Source organism: Streptomyces sp. NEAU-174 (assembly GCF_052665095.1).
On sequence record NZ_JBQTCE010000001.1, the window covers coordinates 568,198 to 584,358 of the forward strand.

The 16,161-nt window shown below is 70.7% G+C and carries 16 protein-coding genes; 8 read left to right on the plus strand and 8 right to left on the minus strand.

All coding sequences use genetic code 11. From position 1 onward, the window contains the following. The first annotated feature begins 72 nt into the window (after nt 1-72). From nhaA to ACT2CW_RS02330, 4 genes are all read left to right on the plus strand, one after another. Nucleotides 73-1,464, plus strand: coding sequence for a Na+/H+ antiporter NhaA (gene nhaA, locus ACT2CW_RS02315; RefSeq protein WP_445515318.1), 1,392 nt, complete (start codon nt 73-75; stop codon nt 1,462-1,464). Nucleotides 1,465-1,621: 157 nt separating this feature from the next. Next, complete coding sequence (locus ACT2CW_RS02320) at nt 1,622-2,083, plus strand: phage holin family protein (RefSeq protein ID WP_445515319.1); 462 nt, start codon at nt 1,622-1,624, stop codon at nt 2,081-2,083. Further along, nucleotides 2,080-3,006: an alpha/beta fold hydrolase gene (locus ACT2CW_RS02325; RefSeq protein WP_445515320.1), complete on the plus strand. Its 927-nt coding sequence runs from the start codon at nt 2,080-2,082 to the stop codon at nt 3,004-3,006. Before ACT2CW_RS02320 ends, ACT2CW_RS02325 begins: the two co-directional genes overlap by 4 nt. Nucleotides 3,007-3,149: 143 nt before the next feature. Next, the gene (locus tag ACT2CW_RS02330; RefSeq protein ID WP_075200444.1) at nt 3,150-3,353 is read left to right on the plus strand and encodes a hypothetical protein; all 204 of its coding nucleotides are present in this window, start codon (nt 3,150-3,152) and stop codon (nt 3,351-3,353) included. Between the two features lie 42 nt (nt 3,354-3,395). Here ACT2CW_RS02330 and ACT2CW_RS02335 read toward each other — a convergent pair whose 3' ends face one another. Genes ACT2CW_RS02335 through nth form a run of 3 tightly spaced genes read right to left on the minus strand, consistent with a single transcriptional unit; the run spans nt 3,396 to nt 6,160 of the window. Continuing rightward, a complete protein-coding gene (locus ACT2CW_RS02335) occupies nt 3,396-4,598 on the minus strand; it encodes a MarP family serine protease (protein ID WP_037955323.1) in 1,203 nt (400 codons plus the stop codon). A gap of 12 nt (nt 4,599-4,610) precedes the next feature. Then, complete coding sequence (locus ACT2CW_RS02340) at nt 4,611-5,294, minus strand: NUDIX hydrolase (protein ID WP_182467664.1); 684 nt, start codon at nt 5,292-5,294, stop codon at nt 4,611-4,613. Continuing rightward, nucleotides 5,291-6,160 (minus strand): endonuclease III, encoded by an 870-nt coding sequence (nth, locus tag ACT2CW_RS02345; protein WP_106969116.1) that lies wholly within the window; start codon nt 6,158-6,160, stop codon nt 5,291-5,293. Before nth ends, ACT2CW_RS02340 begins: the two co-directional genes overlap by 4 nt. A gap of 224 nt (nt 6,161-6,384) precedes the next feature. Here nth and ACT2CW_RS02350 point away from each other — a divergent pair, with 224 nt between their 5' ends. Beyond that, complete coding sequence (locus ACT2CW_RS02350; protein ID WP_014061749.1) at nt 6,385-7,059, plus strand: Crp/Fnr family transcriptional regulator; 675 nt, start codon at nt 6,385-6,387, stop codon at nt 7,057-7,059. 157 nt (nt 7,060-7,216) lie between these two features. Here the strand turns inward: ACT2CW_RS02350 and ACT2CW_RS02355 are convergent, their stop codons facing one another. From ACT2CW_RS02355 to ACT2CW_RS02370, 4 genes are all read right to left on the minus strand, one after another. Then, a complete protein-coding gene (locus ACT2CW_RS02355) occupies nt 7,217-8,047 on the minus strand; it encodes an MBL fold metallo-hydrolase (RefSeq protein WP_086884998.1) in 831 nt (276 codons plus the stop codon). Continuing rightward, nucleotides 8,044-9,129, minus strand: a complete 1,086-nt coding sequence (locus ACT2CW_RS02360) for an NUDIX hydrolase (protein WP_445515321.1) — start codon at nt 9,127-9,129, stop codon at nt 8,044-8,046. The genes ACT2CW_RS02355 and ACT2CW_RS02360 overlap by 4 nt, the downstream gene beginning before the upstream one ends. A 219-nt stretch (nt 9,130-9,348) precedes the next feature. Beyond that, entirely contained in the window at nt 9,349-9,819 is a 471-nt protein-coding gene (locus tag ACT2CW_RS02365; RefSeq protein WP_164427146.1) for a RidA family protein, read from the minus strand. Further along, nucleotides 9,819-9,974: a DUF4177 domain-containing protein gene (locus tag ACT2CW_RS02370; protein ID WP_020870215.1), complete on the minus strand. Its 156-nt coding sequence runs from the start codon at nt 9,972-9,974 to the stop codon at nt 9,819-9,821. Before ACT2CW_RS02370 ends, ACT2CW_RS02365 begins: the two co-directional genes overlap by 1 nt. A 72-nt stretch (nt 9,975-10,046) precedes the next feature. On the opposite strand from ACT2CW_RS02370, the gene ACT2CW_RS02375 reads away from it, so the two are divergent. Together ACT2CW_RS02375 and ACT2CW_RS02380 are read left to right on the plus strand one after the other, a co-directional pair. After that, a complete protein-coding gene (locus ACT2CW_RS02375; RefSeq protein WP_164427148.1) occupies nt 10,047-11,024 on the plus strand; it encodes an ArsA-related P-loop ATPase in 978 nt (325 codons plus the stop codon). 53 nt (nt 11,025-11,077) lie between these two features. Beyond that, the gene (locus tag ACT2CW_RS02380; protein ID WP_445515670.1) at nt 11,078-12,427 is read left to right on the plus strand and encodes an ArsA family ATPase; all 1,350 of its coding nucleotides are present in this window, start codon (nt 11,078-11,080) and stop codon (nt 12,425-12,427) included. Nucleotides 12,428-13,103: 676 nt separating this feature from the next. Here the strand turns inward: ACT2CW_RS02380 and ACT2CW_RS02385 are convergent. Then, nucleotides 13,104-13,439: a WhiB family transcriptional regulator gene (locus tag ACT2CW_RS02385; protein WP_020870211.1), complete on the minus strand. Its 336-nt coding sequence runs from the start codon at nt 13,437-13,439 to the stop codon at nt 13,104-13,106. A 385-nt stretch (nt 13,440-13,824) separates the two neighbouring features. Here ACT2CW_RS02385 and ACT2CW_RS02390 point away from each other — a divergent pair, with 385 nt between their 5' ends. Next, the gene (locus tag ACT2CW_RS02390; protein WP_445515322.1) at nt 13,825-16,080 is read left to right on the plus strand and encodes a transglycosylase domain-containing protein; all 2,256 of its coding nucleotides are present in this window, start codon (nt 13,825-13,827) and stop codon (nt 16,078-16,080) included. The last annotated feature ends 81 nt before the right edge of the window (nt 16,081-16,161 follow it).

Consider the following 16,161-nt stretch of genomic DNA (forward strand, 5'->3'; position numbering starts at 1 on the left):
GGAGCGCCGGGAAGTCTGGTCGGCATACGCCACACGTGTATCCGCACCTCGACCCACCCAGGAGGCCCGCCCGTGGCCGCGCCCACCAGCCGCAAGTTCCTCGGACGCCTGTCGCTGCCCGAGCGGACATTCGTCATCGACGCGCTGCGCACCGAGACCGTCGGCGGTGTGATCCTCCTGTTGGCCGCCATCGTGGCGCTGATCCTCGCCAACACCCCGCTCAGCGGCGTCTACGGCGACATCAGGGACTTCTCCTTCGGTCCCGAGACGCTGCATCTGCGTCTCTCGGTCGCCTCCTGGGCCACCGACGGCCTGCTGACGATCTTCTTCTTCGTCGCCGGTATCGAGCTCAAGCGCGAGCTGGTCGCGGGCGAGCTGCGCGACCCCAAGGCCGCCGCACTGCCCGTGATCGCCGCCGTCTGCGGCATGGCCGTGCCCGCGCTGGTCTATGTCATCGTCAGCGCGAGCGGCGGTGGCAGCCTCAAGGGCTGGGCCGTGCCGACCGCCACCGATATCGCCTTCGCGCTCGCCGTCCTCGCCGTGATCGGCACCGCGCTGCCCGCCGCGCTGCGCGCCTTCCTGCTCACCCTCGCGGTCGTCGACGACCTCGGCGCGATCCTCATCATCGCGATCTTCTTCACCCAGCACATCAACGTCATCGCCCTGGTCCTGTCGATCGCCGCGCTCGCCCTCTTCTGGCTGCTGCACCGCAGGGGCGTCCGGACGGCCTGGATATATGTCCCGCTCGCCGTGGTGATCTGGGCGCTGATGCACGCCAGCGGTGTGCATGCCACCATCGCCGGCGTCGCGATGGGCCTGATGCTGCGCTGCACCGTACGGGAGGGTGAGGAGCGTTCCCCCGCCGAGCGCGTCGAGCACCGGGTGCGACCGGTGTCGGCGGGGGTGGCGGTGCCGCTGTTCGCGCTGTTCGCGGCCGGGGTGCCGCTCTCCGGCGGCGCCGTGGCGGATGTCTTCACCCGCCCGGAGACCCTCGGCGTCGTGCTCGGCCTCGTCGTGGGCAAGGCCGTCGGCGTCTTCGGCGGCTCCTGGTGCGCCGCCCGCTTCACCAGGGCCGAGCTGAACGAGGACCTGGCCTGGGCCGATGTCTTCGCCGTGGCCGCCCTCGCCGGAATCGGCTTCACCGTCTCCCTCCTCATCGACGAGCTCGCCTTCTCCGGCGATCCCACGCTCGCCGAGGAGGTCAAGGCGGCGGTCCTCATCGGCTCGCTGACCGCCGCCCTGTTCGCCGGGATCCTCCTCAAACTGCGCAACACCACGTACCAGCGGCTGTGTCAGGAGGAGGAGCGGGACGAGGACATGGACGGCATCCCGGATGTCTATGAGCTCGACAGCCCCGCGTACCACCTGCGGATGGCCGCCATCCACGAGGCAAAGGCCGCCGAGCACCGACGGCTTGCCGAAGTGGCCGCCGCAAACGACTCCGGCGACGATGGTCCGGCATGATCTGAGAGGCTTGACACCCGCAGAAATGCGCAGAAGACGTAGCAAGCACTTCAGACGACACAGCAAGCACTGACGACATAACAAGCACGCACGACATACGAGCGCAAGACGCACACGACACGAGCGGTAAGACGCACAAGAGCAGAGGGAGATGGCGATGAGCGCAGCCGACGACGGCGGCAACCGCAGCCTCGGCCAGCTGGTGGCGACGGCGACCACCGAGCTGTCGGCGCTGGTGCACGACGAGATCGCGCTGGCCAAGGCCGAGCTCCGGGTGGGGGCCAAGAAGGCGGCGGTCGGCAGCGGCGCGGGGGTGGTGGCCGGGGTGCTGCTGCTGTTCTCGCTGCCGGTGCTGAGCTTCGCCCTCGCCTACGGGATGCGCTCGTGGACCGGCCTCGGCCTCGCCTGGTGCTTCCTTATCGTGGGCGGGATCTACTGGCTGTTCGCCGGAATCCTGGGTCTGGTGGCGCTGCTGAAGTTCAAGAAGGTCAAGGCGCCGAAGCGGTCGATCTCCTCGTCCAAGGAGACGGCCGCCGTACTGGGGAGCGTCAAGCCGCATCCGCGTGCCGGGAGCAATGGCGGACGCCCCGCGCGGGATGTGACACGCTCGTCGGCATGACCGCCCCTGATACCTCCGCGTCGGTCGTACGGCTCGACGGCCCCTGGACCCACCGGGATGTCGCGGCCAACGGCGCGCGCTTCCACATCGCCGAGCTGGGTGACGGCCCGCTGGTGCTGCTGCTGCACGGCTTTCCGCAGTTCTGGTGGACCTGGCGGCACCAGCTGCCCGCGCTCGCCGACGCCGGCTACCGCGCGGTCGCGATGGATCTGCGCGGGGTGGGCGGCAGCGACCGTACGCCGCGGGGCTACGACCCGGCCAACCTCGCCCTCGACATCACCGGTGTGATCCGCTCACTGGGTGAGCCGGACGCCGCGCTCGTCGGCCATGACCTGGGCGGATACCTGGCGTGGACGGCCGCCGTGATGCGGCCGAAGCTGGTGCGGCGGCTCGCGGTGGCCTCGATGCCGCATCCCCGCCGCTGGCGTTCTGCGATGGTCGCGGACGTCAAGCAGAGCGCCGCCGGTTCCCATATCTGGGGCTTCCAGCGGCCCTGGCTGCCCGAGCGCCAGCTGGTCGCGGACGACGCGGCGGCCGTGGGGCGGCTGCTCCGGGACTGGTCCGGACCGCGGCTGCCCGAGGACGAGGCGGTGGACGTCTACCGGCGGGCGATGTGCATCCCCTCGACCGCGCACTGCTCGATCGAGCCGTACCGCTGGATGGTGCGGTCGCTGGCACGGCCGGACGGCTTCCAGTTCAACCGGCGGATGAAGCGGCCGGTGCGGGTGCCCACCCTGCATCTGCACGGTTCACTCGACCCGGTGATGCGCACCCGCAGCGCCGCGGGCTCCGGGGAGTATGTCGAGGCCCCCTACCGCTGGCGGCTCTTCGACGGGCTCGGCCACTTCCCGCACGAGGAGGACCCCCGGGCCTTCACCACCGAGCTGATCAACTGGCTGAAGGACCCCGAACCCGACCGCTGAGCGTCATCGGACGTACGCATTCCGACCGCGCCCTCACGCGCGAGCGAACATCTGTTTTTCGAACAGCCAATTGCCTGGAGCATACGCCAATTGCCGCAGCCAGCGGCGATTACGGACCTTGGGTCAGGGGCACACACCGAGGTATGGGCTGGACGCACGACTACCGTGACGCACCAAACAGCCGCGGCCCCGAGGCCGCCGCTACTGCCAATGCCGCGCTGAGTGTTTCCGAGCGGGGCGGCTCCGGGCCTACCCAAGGCCATGACCCGAATATCGGGATTCCCCGCATCATCCGCCGCCGGGCCCGGTGGGTCTCGGCGCGACTGCGCCATCCACGCAGCCGCTAGCAGTCTCCTGGGCGCGGCCCGGGGCCACAGCGACACCGGAAACTAGAGGGCACACCCCTGGCTGTCCACCGGCTGGTCGGCCGTGCGCCCCTTCTGGATGTCCTCGCTCACCTCGTCCGCCGTCAGCGCGTATCCGGTGTTGGCGTCGTCGAGGGACTTGGCGAAGACCACGCCGTACACCCGCCCCTGCGGGGTGAGCAGCGGACCGCCGGAGTTGCCCTGCCGCACCGTCGCGTACAGCGAGTACACATCGCGGTGCACGGTGGAGCGGCGGTAGATGTCGGGGCCATTGGCCTCGATACGGCCGCGGACGCGGGCCGCGCGCACATCGAAGGCGCCGTTCTCCGGGAAGCCGGCGACGATCGCGCCATCACCGGTGCGCGCGTCGTCCTGCGCGAACTGGAGCGGCGGGGCCTGGAGCGAGGGCACATCGAGGACCGCGATATCGCGCTTCCAGTCGTAGAGCACGACCTTGGCGTCATAGAGCCGGCCCTCGCCACCTATCTGCACGGTCGGGTCGCTGACGCCGCCGACGACGTGGGCGTTGGTCATGACCCGGTTCGGGGCGAACACGAAGCCGCTGCCCTCGAGGACCTTGCCGCAGCTGGGAGCGGTGCCGACGACCTTGACGATGCTCTCCTGCGCCCGCGTGGCCACCGGGGACTGGGCGAGCGCGGGGTCGGGCTGCGGCACCGAGGTGATCGGCTCGTTGGCGAAGGGCGAGAAGACCTGCGGGAAGCCGTTCTGCGCGAGCACGGACGAGAAGTCGGTGAACCAGGTGTTCGCCTCGTCGGGAACGACGCGGGACACCCCGAGCAGCACCTTGGAGTCACGGACCTCCCTGCCCAGCGTGGGGAGCGAGGTCTGGGCCACCAGGGAGCCGATCAGCCAGGCCACCAGCAGCATCGCCAGCACGTTGACCAGCGCGCCGCCGGTCGCGTCCAGGGCGCGCGCCGGTGACCAGGTGATGTACCGCCGCAGCTTGTTCCCCAGGTGGGTGGTGGCCGCCTGGCCGACCGAGGCGCACACGATCACCAGGACGATCGCCACCACGGCACCGACGGTGCCGGGGGATGCCTTGTCGTCGGTGGTGCCGTCCCATATGAGGGGCAGCAGATAGATCGCGATCAGCCCGCCTCCGATGAATCCCGTCACCGACAGCACGCCGACGACGAAACCCTGGCGGTAGCCGACGATCGCGAACCACACGGCGGCGAGCAGCAGCAGGATGTCCAGCACATTCACCGGAACACCGTCTCACGCGCGCCAGTCGAGTGGGACGCGCTTGGCCCGGTCCCACGGTCGCTCCCACCCCGCGTAGTGCAGGATGCGATCGATCACTCCGGCGGTGAAACCCCAGACCAGAGCGGATCCCACCAGGAAGGCGGGCCCTCGGTGGCCGCTGGGGTGGACGGTGGTGGCCCGGTTCGCCGGGTCCGTGAGATCCGCCACGGGGACCGTGAAGACCCGGGCCGTCTCGGCCGGATCCACCGCCCCGACCGGGGTCGGCCGGCGCCACCAGCCCAGCACCGGGGTGACGACGAAACCGCTCACCGGGATGTAGAGCCGCGGCAGCACCGCGAAGACCTGGACCCCCGAGGGGTCGAGCCCGGTCTCCTCCTCGGCCTCGCGCAGCGCCGCGCGCAGCGGACCTTCCTCCTCCGGATCGCCGTCCTCCGGGTCGAGGGCACCGCCGGGGAAGGAGGGCTGGCCGGCGTGCGAGCGCAGCGAACCGGAGCGCTCCATGAGCAGCAGCTCCGGACCGGCGGGGCCCTCACCGAACAGCACCAGCACGGCGGAGGGGCGGCCCCCGCCCTGCGCGGGCGGCAGAAACCGGCTCAGCTGGCGCGGCTCGATCGTCTCGGCCAGCCGGGCCACCGGGAGCAGCCACTCCGGCAGCCCCTGGGCGCTGACCTCCACATCCCCGTAGGTGCTCGTCATTCGGCGGCTCCCAGGGGGGCGGCGGGACGGCCGGGGTAGTCGGACGGCGGGCGCAGGCGCTGGCCCGGCTGGCCGCCCATCTCGTACTTCAGCAGCTTCTTCGCCTTGTCCGGGTCGGTCTCGCCCTCCCCGTACGCCGGGCAGAGCGGGGCGATCGGGCAGGCGCCGCACGCGGGCTTGCGGGCGTGGCAGACACGGCGGCCGTGGAAGATGATGCGATGCGAGAGCATCGTCCACTCGCTCTTGGGGAAGAGCGCGGCGATCTCGGCCTCGACCTTCTCGGGGTCCTCCTGGGCGGTCCACTTCCAGCGCCGCACCAGCCGCCCGAAGTGGGTGTCCACGGTCAGGCCCGGCACCCCGAAGGCATTGCCGAGCACCACATTGGCCGTCTTACGGCCGACACCGGGCAGGGTGACCAGGTCCTCGAGCCGGCCCGGGACCTCGCCGCCGAAGCGGTCGCGGAGGGCGGCGGACAGGCCGAGCAGCGATTTGGCCTTGGCGCGGAAGAAGCCGGTGGGCCGGATCAGCTGCTCCAGGGCCTCCGGGTCGGCGGCGGCCATGTCCTCGGGCGTCGGATAGGCGGCGAAGAGCGCGGGGGTGGTCTGGTTGACCCGCAGATCGGTGGTCTGGGCCGAGAGGACCGTGGCCACGAGCAGCTGGAACGAGTTCTCGAAGTCCAGCTCGGGATGGGCGTACGGATACACCTCGGCGAGCTCGCGGTTGATGCGCCGGGCGCGGCGGACGAGGGCGAGCCGGGACTCGGGACGGGCGCCCTTCGAGCCCTTGACCGATTTATGCGGTTTCGAGGCTTCTGTCGAATCGGCGGACTCCTGTTCGCCCACAGCGGAATTACGAGGTGCGGTCACCCGTCCGGCCCCCTTGCCCTGTGCTCTCACCGGCGTATTGGACACCCGGCCAGCCTAAGCCCACCCACTGACATCCGGCCCGGCCACCGCGAAGAGGCCCCCAATCGGACCCCTGCCGCACAGCTCGGCAGGCCAGTGCGTCAAACTTGTGATTGATCGCACTGTTTTACCGTCCGGCATCATGGGGACGTCGGTCCCCTGTGCATGTCGACAAGGAGAGACTCGTGGACGACGTTCTGCGGCGCGCCCCGCTCTTCGCGGCGCTCGATGACGAGCAGGCCGCTGAGCTGCGCGCCTCCATGGGAGAGGTCACCCTCGCGCGGGGTGACGCACTCTTCCACGAAGGGGACCCCGGCGATCGCCTGTACGTGGTCACCGAGGGCAAGGTGAAGCTCCACCGCACCTCTCCCGACGGCCGCGAGAACATGCTGGCCGTGCTCGGCCCCGGCGAGCTGATCGGCGAGCTGTCGCTCTTCGACCCGGGCCCGCGCACCGCCACCGCCACCGCCCTCACCGAGGTCAAGCTGCTCGGCCTCGGCCACGGCGATCTCCAGCCGTGGCTGAACGCCCGGCCCGAGGTCGCCTCCGCGCTGCTGCGCGCGGTCGCCCGGCGCCTGCGCAAGACCAACGACCAGATGTCCGACCTGGTCTTCTCGGATGTTCCGGGCCGGGTCGCCAGGGCCCTGCTGGACCTGTCGCGCCGCTTCGGCGTGCAGTCGGAGGAAGGCATCCACGTCGTCCACGACCTGACCCAGGAGGAGCTGGCCCAGCTGGTCGGCGCCTCCCGCGAGACCGTCAACAAGGCGCTCGCCGACTTCGCGGGCCGCGGCTGGCTGCGGCTGGAGGCGCGCGCGGTGATCCTGCTGGACGTCGAGCGGCTGGCCAAGCGCTCCCGCTGACGCCGGACGGGACGGGAAGACCGACCGTAAGGGGCCCGCCGGATTCCGGCAGGCCCCTTACGGCGTTCATGAAGTGCTACGGCGCTCATGAAGGGCTACGGCGCTCAAGGACGGCACGGCACTCATGAACGGCCGGTCCCACAGGCCGCGGGCCCGGTCAGATCAACCCGTGCTCACGCAGATAGTCCAGCTGGGCCCGGACCGACAGCTCCGCCGCCGGCCACAGGGACCGGTCCACGTCCGCGTACACATGCGCCACGACCTCCGAGGGCGTCCGGTAGCCGTTCTCGACCGCCGTCTCCACCTGCGCGAGCCGGTTGGCGCGATGCGCGAGGTAGTACTCCACGGCGCCCCGGGCGTCGTTCAGCACCGGCCCGTGGCCCGGCAGGACGGTGTCCACCCCGTCGTCCACCGCCAGCGAGCGCAGCCGCCGCAGGGAGTCCAGATAGTCGCCGAGCCGCCCGTCCGGATGCGCGACGACGGTCGTGCCCCGCCCGAGCACCGTGTCGCCCGTAAGGACCGCGCCATCGGCCGGAAGGTGGAAGGACAGCGAGTCAGCGGTGTGGCCGGGCGTGGGCACCACCCGCAGCTCCAGACCGCCGGTGGTTATGACGTCCCCCAACTCCAGCCCCTCGTCCCCCAGCCGCAGCGCCGGATCCAGCGCCCTTACGGACGTCCGCGTCAGCTCCGCGAAGCGCGCCGCGCCCTCCGCGTGGTCCGGGTGGCCATGGGTGAGCAGCGTCTGCGCCACCCGCCTGCCCGCCCGCTCGGCGGTCGCGATGACCTCCTCGAGGTGGGCGTCGTCCAGCGGCCCGGGGTCGATGACGACGGCGAGGTCGGAGTCGGGCTCGGCGACGATCCAGGTGTTGGTGCCGTCCAGGGTCATGGGCGAGGCGTTCGGCGCCAGGACGCAGACGGCCCGGTCGGTGGCCGGGCCGCCGATGGTGCCACCGCGCGGCTGGCCGGGCAGAGCGGATGCGTACGTCATGCGGAAGGTCCCCCCGTGGCTCCCGGGATGTGCTTGGTGAACTCATCATGGCCCGGCCAGCTCAGCACCAGCTCCCCGTTCTCCACCCGCGCCCGGGCCAGGACCGGCGTCAGATCCCGGTCCACCGCGGCGGCCAGCACGTCGGCGACCGAGCCGTAGTCCGCGAGCTGGCGCAGCGTCGCGATCGTGGGCGGCATCATCAGCAGCTCGCCCCGGTCGTAGCCGTCGGCCGCGTCTCCCGGACGGATCCAGACGGTCCGGTCCGCCTCCGTGGAGGCGTTACGGGTGCGCTGCCCCCGCGGCAGCGCAGCCACGAAGAACCAGGTGTCGTAGCGGCGCGGTTCGAACTCCGGGGTGATCCAGCGCGCCCAGCAGCTCAGCAGGTCCGAGCGGAGTACGAGCCCCCTGCGGTCCAGGAACTCCGCGAAGGACAGATCCCGGGCGACCAGCGCCGCGCGGTCCGCCTCCCAGTCGTCCCCCGTCGTGTCCGCGACCACGGTGTGCGGCGTCGGGCCCGCGAGCAGCACCCCCGCCTCCTCGAAGGTCTCGCGGACCGCCGCGCACACGATGGCCTGCGCCTGTGTGCCCTCGCTCGGGTCCAGGCCCAGCCGCCGCGCCCACTGCGCCCGCGAGGGGCCGGCCCAGGTGACCATCCGCTCGTCGCGCGGGTCCACGGAACCGCCCGGATAGGCGTACGCGCCTCCGGCGAAGGCCATGGAGGCGCGTCTGCGCAGCATGTAGACGGCGGGGCCGACGGCCTCTCCCGCCGCGTTCGGCAAGCCCTCCGGGGGCGTTTCAGGGCCTTCCGCGGCCGCCCCGGGTTCCGGCGCCGCCGCGGACTCCCGCGCCGCGCCAGGCCGCGCCGCGGCGTCGGACTCGTCCGGTGTGTGCTCCCCGTCCCCGCCCTGAGCGTCCTGTGCGTCCTGTGGTGCGTCCTGCCCGGCCGTTCCGTGCGGTCCGTCCCGCAGCAGCAGAACGGTGGCGGCCCGGCGCGGTGTCACCGGTGTGAGCTCACCGGCCGACAGGAGCCGGATCCGCTCTGGCCACTCGGGTGGATACCACTGGCCATTCGTAGTGGACATGGCCGGATGCTATGCGCTTACGGGCTGATGTTCGAGTGGCCCTCGCGGCGCCACGCCGGGGCGGGTCCGCGCACCGGCCGCCACAACCGGTCCGCGTCCACGTACGTCCGCCCGTGCGCCCACCGGCCCGCCGACGGGACCGCCGACGGGACCACCCATGGGGCCGCTCGCCGGTCCGCGATCCCGGCGTCCGCGATCCCGGCGGCCGCCAGTCCGCGGCTAGTCCGCGACCTCGACCTGGATCTCGACCTCGACCGGCGCGTCCAGGGGCAGCACCGCCACGCCCACCGCGCTGCGCGCGTGCACGCCAGCGTCGCCCAGGGCCTCGCCCAGCAGCTCGCTCGCGCCGTTGATGACGCCCGGCTGGCCGGTGAAGTCCGCCGCCGAGGCGACGAAGCCGACGACCTTGACGACCCGCACGATCCGGTCGAGGTCGCCGACGACCGACTTCACGGCGGCCAGCGCGTTCAGCGCACAAGTGCGCGCCAGCTCCTTGGCCTCCTCGGGCGTGACCTCCGCGCCGACCTTGCCGGTCACGCCCAGCTTCCCCTCGACCAGCGGCAGCTGACCCGAGGTGTAGACGTACGGGCCGGTGCGGAGCGCGGGCACATAGGAGGCCAGGGGCGCCGCGACCGCGGGCAGCGTCAGGCCGAGCCCGGCGAGCCTGCCCTCGACCGTGCCGCCCGCCATCAGCCCTTCTCCCGCTTCAGATAGGCCACCAGCTGCTCCGGGTTCGGGCCGGGGACCACCTGGACCAGCTCCCAGCCGTCCTCGCCCCAGGTGTCCAGAATCTGCTTCGTGGCGTGCACGAGCAGCGGTACGGTCGCGTATTCCCACTTGGTCATGGGGCCGACTGTAATGCCTCTCCGCCGGGCCCTGGTGCGTAGGGCGAGGGGGGACTGGTTAGGCTCCCCACTGTGAGCAGGCTCCATGTCGTCAGTGGCAAGGGCGGAACCGGCAAGACCACGGTCGCCGCCGCACTCGCGCTGGCCCTAGCGGCCAATGGCAGGCGCACCCTGCTGGTGGAGGTCGAGGGCCGCCAGGGCATCGCGCAGCTCTTCGAGACGGAGCCGCTGCCCTACGAGGAGCGGAAGATCGCCACCGCGCCGGGCGGCGGGGAGGTGCACGCCCTGGCGATCGATCCGGAGTTCGCACTCCTGGACTACCTCCATATGTTCTACAAGCTGGGCTCGGCCGGACGCGCCCTCAAGAAGCTCGGCGCGATCGACTTCGCGACCACCATCGCCCCGGGGCTGCGGGACGTCCTGCTGACCGGCAAGGCGTGCGAGGCGGTGCGCCGTAAGGGCAAGGACGGCGGCTTCGTCTACGACTCCGTGGTCATGGACGCGCCGCCCACCGGCCGCATCACCCGCTTCCTGAACGTCAACCACGAGGTGGCCGGGCTGGCCAGGACCGGTCCGATACACAATCAGGCCCAGGCCGTGATGCGCGTCCTGAAGTCCCCCCAGACCGCGGTCCACATGGTGACCCTGCTGGAGGAGATGCCGGTCCAGGAGACCGCGGACGGCATCGCCGAGCTGCGCGCCGACGGCCTTCCGACGGGCGGGATCATCATCAACATGGTCCGGCCCGCGATCCTCGACCACGAGGCCGTCGAGGTGGCCGCCAACGGGCAGCGCGCGGCCGTCGCCAAGGCGCTCTCCCAGGCGGGCTTGGGCGGTGCGCGCCGCGGCGGCATGGCCGAGCGGCTGGTCGACCCGCTGCTGGAGCAGGCGCGCGAGCACGCCGAGCGGGTGGCGCTGGAGCGGGCGCAGCGCGCCGAGCTGACCGGGCTGGGGCTGCCGCTGCACGAGTTGGAGCTGCTCACGGACGGCATCGACCTGGCCGGGCTGTACCGGCTCGCGGCGGATCTGCGCAAGCAGTGGCCGGCGTGAGCGGCGCCCGCCGTAAGGGCGCCACGGACGACGAGTCGTACGCAGGAGGCGGCATGAGCATGGACGTGGCACCCCGGCTGGACACCGACGTCCTGCTGGACGATCCGCAGACCCGCATCGTGGTGTGCTGCGGCTCCGGTGGCGTCGGTAAGACCACCACCGCCGCCGCCCTGGGCGTACGGGCCGCCGAGCGCGGCCGTAAGGTCGTCGTCCTCACCATCGACCCGGCCCGCCGGCTCGCGCAGTCCATGGGCATCGACGCGCTGGACAACATCCCGCGCCGGGTGGAGGGCATCGGCGGCGGGAACGGCGGCGAACTGCACGCCATGATGCTCGACATGAAGCGGACGTTCGACGAGTTCGTCGAGGCGCACGCCGACCCCGAGCGCGCCCGGGCGATCCTCGCGAACCCCTTCTACCAGTCGCTCTCGGCCGGTTTCGCGGGCACGCAGGAGTACATGGCCATGGAGAAGCTCGGCCAGCTCCGGGCCCGCGACGAATGGGACCTGATCGTCGTCGACACCCCGCCCAGCCGGTCGGCGCTGGACTTCCTGGACGCGCCGAAACGTCTCGGCTCCTTCCTGGACGGGAAGTTCATCAAGGTCCTGATGGCCCCGGCCAAGGTGGGCGGCAAGGCCGGGATGAAGTTCCTGAACGTGGGCGTCTCGATGATGACGGGCACGGTCAGCAAGGTGCTCGGCGGACAGCTGATGCGCGACGTTCAGACGTTTGCTGCCGCGATGGACACCATGTTCGGCGGATTCCGTACTCGCGCCGAGGCCACCTACCGGCTCCTACAGGCTCCGGGCACGGCCTTCCTCGTGGTGGCCGCGCCCGAGCGGGACGCCCTTCGGGAGGCCGCGTACTTCGTGGAACGGCTGGCCGCGGACCAGATGCCGCTGGCCGGACTGGTGCTGAACCGGGTGCACGGCAGCGGTGCAGAACAGCTGTCGGCGGAACGTGCGTTGGCCGCCGCGGAGATCCTCACCCTGACGGGCGATCCCGTGGAACCGGACGATGCGCTCGCGAACGGCGCGGAGGGAAGCGATCCGGCCAAGAACGGCGCCGGGGCAGAAAATCTTGCCGACGGCGGATTTGTCGATCCCCCCTCAGGGAATGCTCAAGCGCGGAACCCCTCGGCAGCGGACCCCGACGTCTCCCCCACGTCGGCGGACTCGTCGGCGGAGCGGCTCGCCGCGGGACTGCTTCGGCTGCACGCGGAGCGTATGCAGGTGCTCGGACGCGAGCAGCGCACACACGACCGCTTCACGGCGCTCCACCCCGAGGTTCCGGTGGCCCAAGTGGCCGCACTCCCTGGCGACGTACACGACTTGGCAGGACTGCGGGCGATCGGCGAACGCCTCGCGGTCCCGCCGGAGCGGACCAATCGCGTGGCGGGCTGAGTCGGTGCCCGCCGGGCGGTCGGCCGCCCGCGCATGGATGGAGACGCACGACAGCACGACCACAACCGCGACAGCACAACGGCCCTCTTGCCTCTTCCCTCAGGTTCCGGCGGACGCGTCCGCCCGGCCGGCGGCCTACGGCACGCACAGGCCGACCCACGCCCCACACACGGGCAGGCAGACAAGCAGGCAGGCCACGGTCACCGGTGGCCGAGGGCATAACTGGCAGCCGAAGGCCGAAGGCGGCACCAGTGGCCCAGGCGGCGGGCCCAAGCGGCGGACCAACCCCCGGCCCCCGAGGACCTGTTAGCCATGTCACACCGGGCCATGCCGCACCAGGCATGCCACGGGAGGCCAGGTCGCCCGAGGCCGTGTCAGACGCGCCCCCACAGCCCCACGGCCGACCGCGGCTGTGGCCGCGGTCGTGCTCGGAGGCGTGCGCGTACCCGTACCCGCCCCTGACGAGGCGCGCCCGTACTCGCACCCCCACTCGTGCCGAGACATGCCGAGACGAGAGGTGGGTGAGGTGATGATGAGGCGAAACGCTCACACCGGCAGGCGTCAACCCAGGTCAAACCAGGTCGACCCAGCGGGCCGTCAACCCAGCGGGCCGTCAGCCCGGCAGGCCGTCAGCCCGGCAGGCTGTCAGCCGACCACCGGCGGACCGCCGTCCGGCCTATCCGACCGCGGCGAAGCGCTCATAGTCCTCGTCGTCGAAGGGCAGAATCCCCGCGCTGCGCTCGTACTCGATGCGCGCGGTCTCCAGGAGCCTGCGCCAGGAGGTCACAGTCGGCCGGCGGCGCAGCAGTGCTCGCCGCTCCCGCTCGGTCATCCCTCCCCACACACCGAACTCCACGCGGTTGTCCAAGGCATCCGCAAGGCACTCGGTGCGCACCGGGCATCCGGTGCAGACCGCTTTGGCCCTGTTCTGTGCCGCGCCCTGGACGAACAGTTCATCTGGATCAGTAGTGCGGCAGGCGGCCTGCGCACTCCAGTCGGTTACCCAGCCCATGCTGGCGCCGTCCTCTCCCGAATCGGAGCTCCCCCACGGCGACAAACGGCATATTCACCGTCGCCAGTTGAGGACGTTACGGAAGCGAGACACAGCGCAACACCCCCTGCGGGCCCAATCTTGGATGGTCCGAACGGACTATGGGTACGCGGCAGATCACCCAACGGAGTGAGCTGGTGACATTTGCGATTACTAGTGCAAATCAGGGCAGTTCACGCGCCGAACAGCGGGCAGCTCAGGACAGGGGCCGCAATCCGGGCAGGCCTCATCACTCACTTGAGTGAGAGTGGGGGTGTGGCTCAGCCACACAGCTGTGACTGGCGTGAAACAGCTTATGCGAACGCCCGGTCCCCTGTCCGGCGATTCGAGACGTAGGCTGCGTCCTATGGGAAACACGCGCTCGAGCGGGGGACTGTCCACCGCTCAACAGGCCGCCAAGTTCCTCGGCGTCAGCGCGCTGGCCGGTGCCGTGATGGCCGGGCTCGCGCTTCCCGCCGTCGGGGCGCTCGGCCTGGCGGCCAAGGGAACGGTCGAGGAGTTCGACGGAATTCCGGCCAATCTCAAGACACCGCCGCTCAGCCAGCGGACCACGATCCTGGACGCCAAGGGCGGGGAGATCGCGAAGGTCTACTCCCGCGACCGGACGATCGTGAAGCTGAACGACATCTCCTCGTACATGCGGCAGGCGATCGTCGCGATCGAGGACGCCCGCTTCTACGAGCACGGGGCGGTCGACCTCAAGGGCGTGCTCCGCGCGGTCAACAGCAACGCGCAGGACGGCGGGGTCTCCCAGGGCGCCTCCACCCTGACCCAGCAGTATGTGAAGAACGTGTTCGTCGAGGAGGCGGGCAACGACAAGGAGAAGGTCGCCCAGGCCACCCGGCAGTCCATAGGCCGCAAGATCAAGGAACTGAAGTACGCGATCAAGGTCGAGAAGGAACTGGGCAAGAAGCGGATCCTCGAGAACTACCTGAACATCACCTTCTTCGGGCAGCAGGCGTACGGCATCGAGGCGGCCTCCCAGCGCTACTTCAGCAAGTCCGCCAAGGATCTGAAGCTGGAGCAGGCGGCGCTGCTGGCCGGTCTCGTCCAGTCGCCCAGCCGCTACGACCCGATCAACGCCCCGGAGTCCGCCAAGGCGCGCCGCGACACCGTTCTGCGGCGCATGGCCGAGGTGAAGGACATCACTCCGGCGCAGGCCGCCGCGGCCCAGAAGAAGCCGCTCGGCCTCAAGGTCAGCATGCCCAGGAGCGGCTGCATCACGGCCGTCAAGGGCGCCGGGTTCTTCTGTGACTATGTCCGCGAGACCCTGCTGAACGACCCGACCTTCGGCAAGACAGCGGAGGCGCGCGCCAAGCGCTGGACCCAGGGCGGTCTGACGATCCGCACGACGCTCGACCCGCAGGCCCAGGAGTCGGTCCAGAAGTCGATCAAGAAGCATGTCTACCAGTCCGACCCGGTGGCCACCGCGGTGACGCTGGTCGAGCCGGGCACCGGCAAGGTGCTGGGGATGGGCCAGTCCAGGCCGTACGGCTTCGGCGAGAACGAGACCCAGATCAACCTGTCCGCGGACAAGTCCATGGGCGGCTCGAACTACGGCTTCCAGGTCGGCTCCACGTTCAAGCCGATCACCGCGGCGGCCGCCATCGAGCAGGGCAAGAAGCCGTACCAGCGCTACTCCTCGCCGTACAAGATGAAGTACCCGAGCCCGGTCACCACCTGCAAGGGCACCTGGAGCAACGACGAGGGCGCGACCGTCGAGAACGAGAACGAGAAGGAGGTCGGCCCGTACGGGATGAAGGAGGCGACCGCCAAGTCGGTCAACACCTACTTCGTCCAGCTGATCAGCGACATCGGGGTCTGCCCGGTGACGCGGATGGCCGACAAGATGGGGGCGAAGCGCGCCGACGGCCAGGAGCACAACCAGGTGCCCTCGGTCACCCTCGGCTCCGAGGGCTTCTCGCCGCTGACGATGGCCAACGCCTACGCGACCTTCGCCAACCGCGGTGTCTACTGCTCCCCGGTCTTCATCGAGTCGATCACCGGCCCCGGCGGCAAGAAGCTGAAGGTGCCGCAGTCGAAGTGCTCCCGCGCGATGTCGGAGAAGACCGCGGACACCATCAACACGCTGCTGCGCGGAGTGGTCGAGGACGGCACCGGCAAGCAGGCCGGGCTCCAGAGCCGCCCGAGCGCCGGTAAGACGGGCACGACGGACGAGCGCAGGGCCGCGTGGTTCGTCGGCTACACCCCGAACATGGCCGGTGCGGTGTGGGTCGGCGGTCCTGGCCCCAAGGGCGTCAAGATGGAGAACATCACCATCGGCGGCGTCCCCCACGACAAGGTCTACGGCGCGGACACCCCCGGCCCGATCTGGAAGGACGCGATGAGCGGCGCGCTGGAGGGCAAGGAGGCGCCGAACTTCGTGAACGTCCAGATAAAGGACCCGAACCAGCGCAAGCCCCACGACCGCAAGAAGCCGGGCGACCGCAAGCCGGGCCGCGACAGGGGCAACGACAACGGCGGCAACGGCGGCCAGGACAACCCGTGGCCGGACATCTCCCTGCCCCCGGACCTGATCGGCGGCGGCAATGGGAATGGCGGTAACGGCAACGGGAACGGCGGCTGGAACTTTCCGCGGTAGCGGTGGCGCGTAATGGAGCGCTGAAGGGGGCCGGACGAAGACGTCCGGCCCCCTTCTTATGTGCGCACCCGATGGCACGGT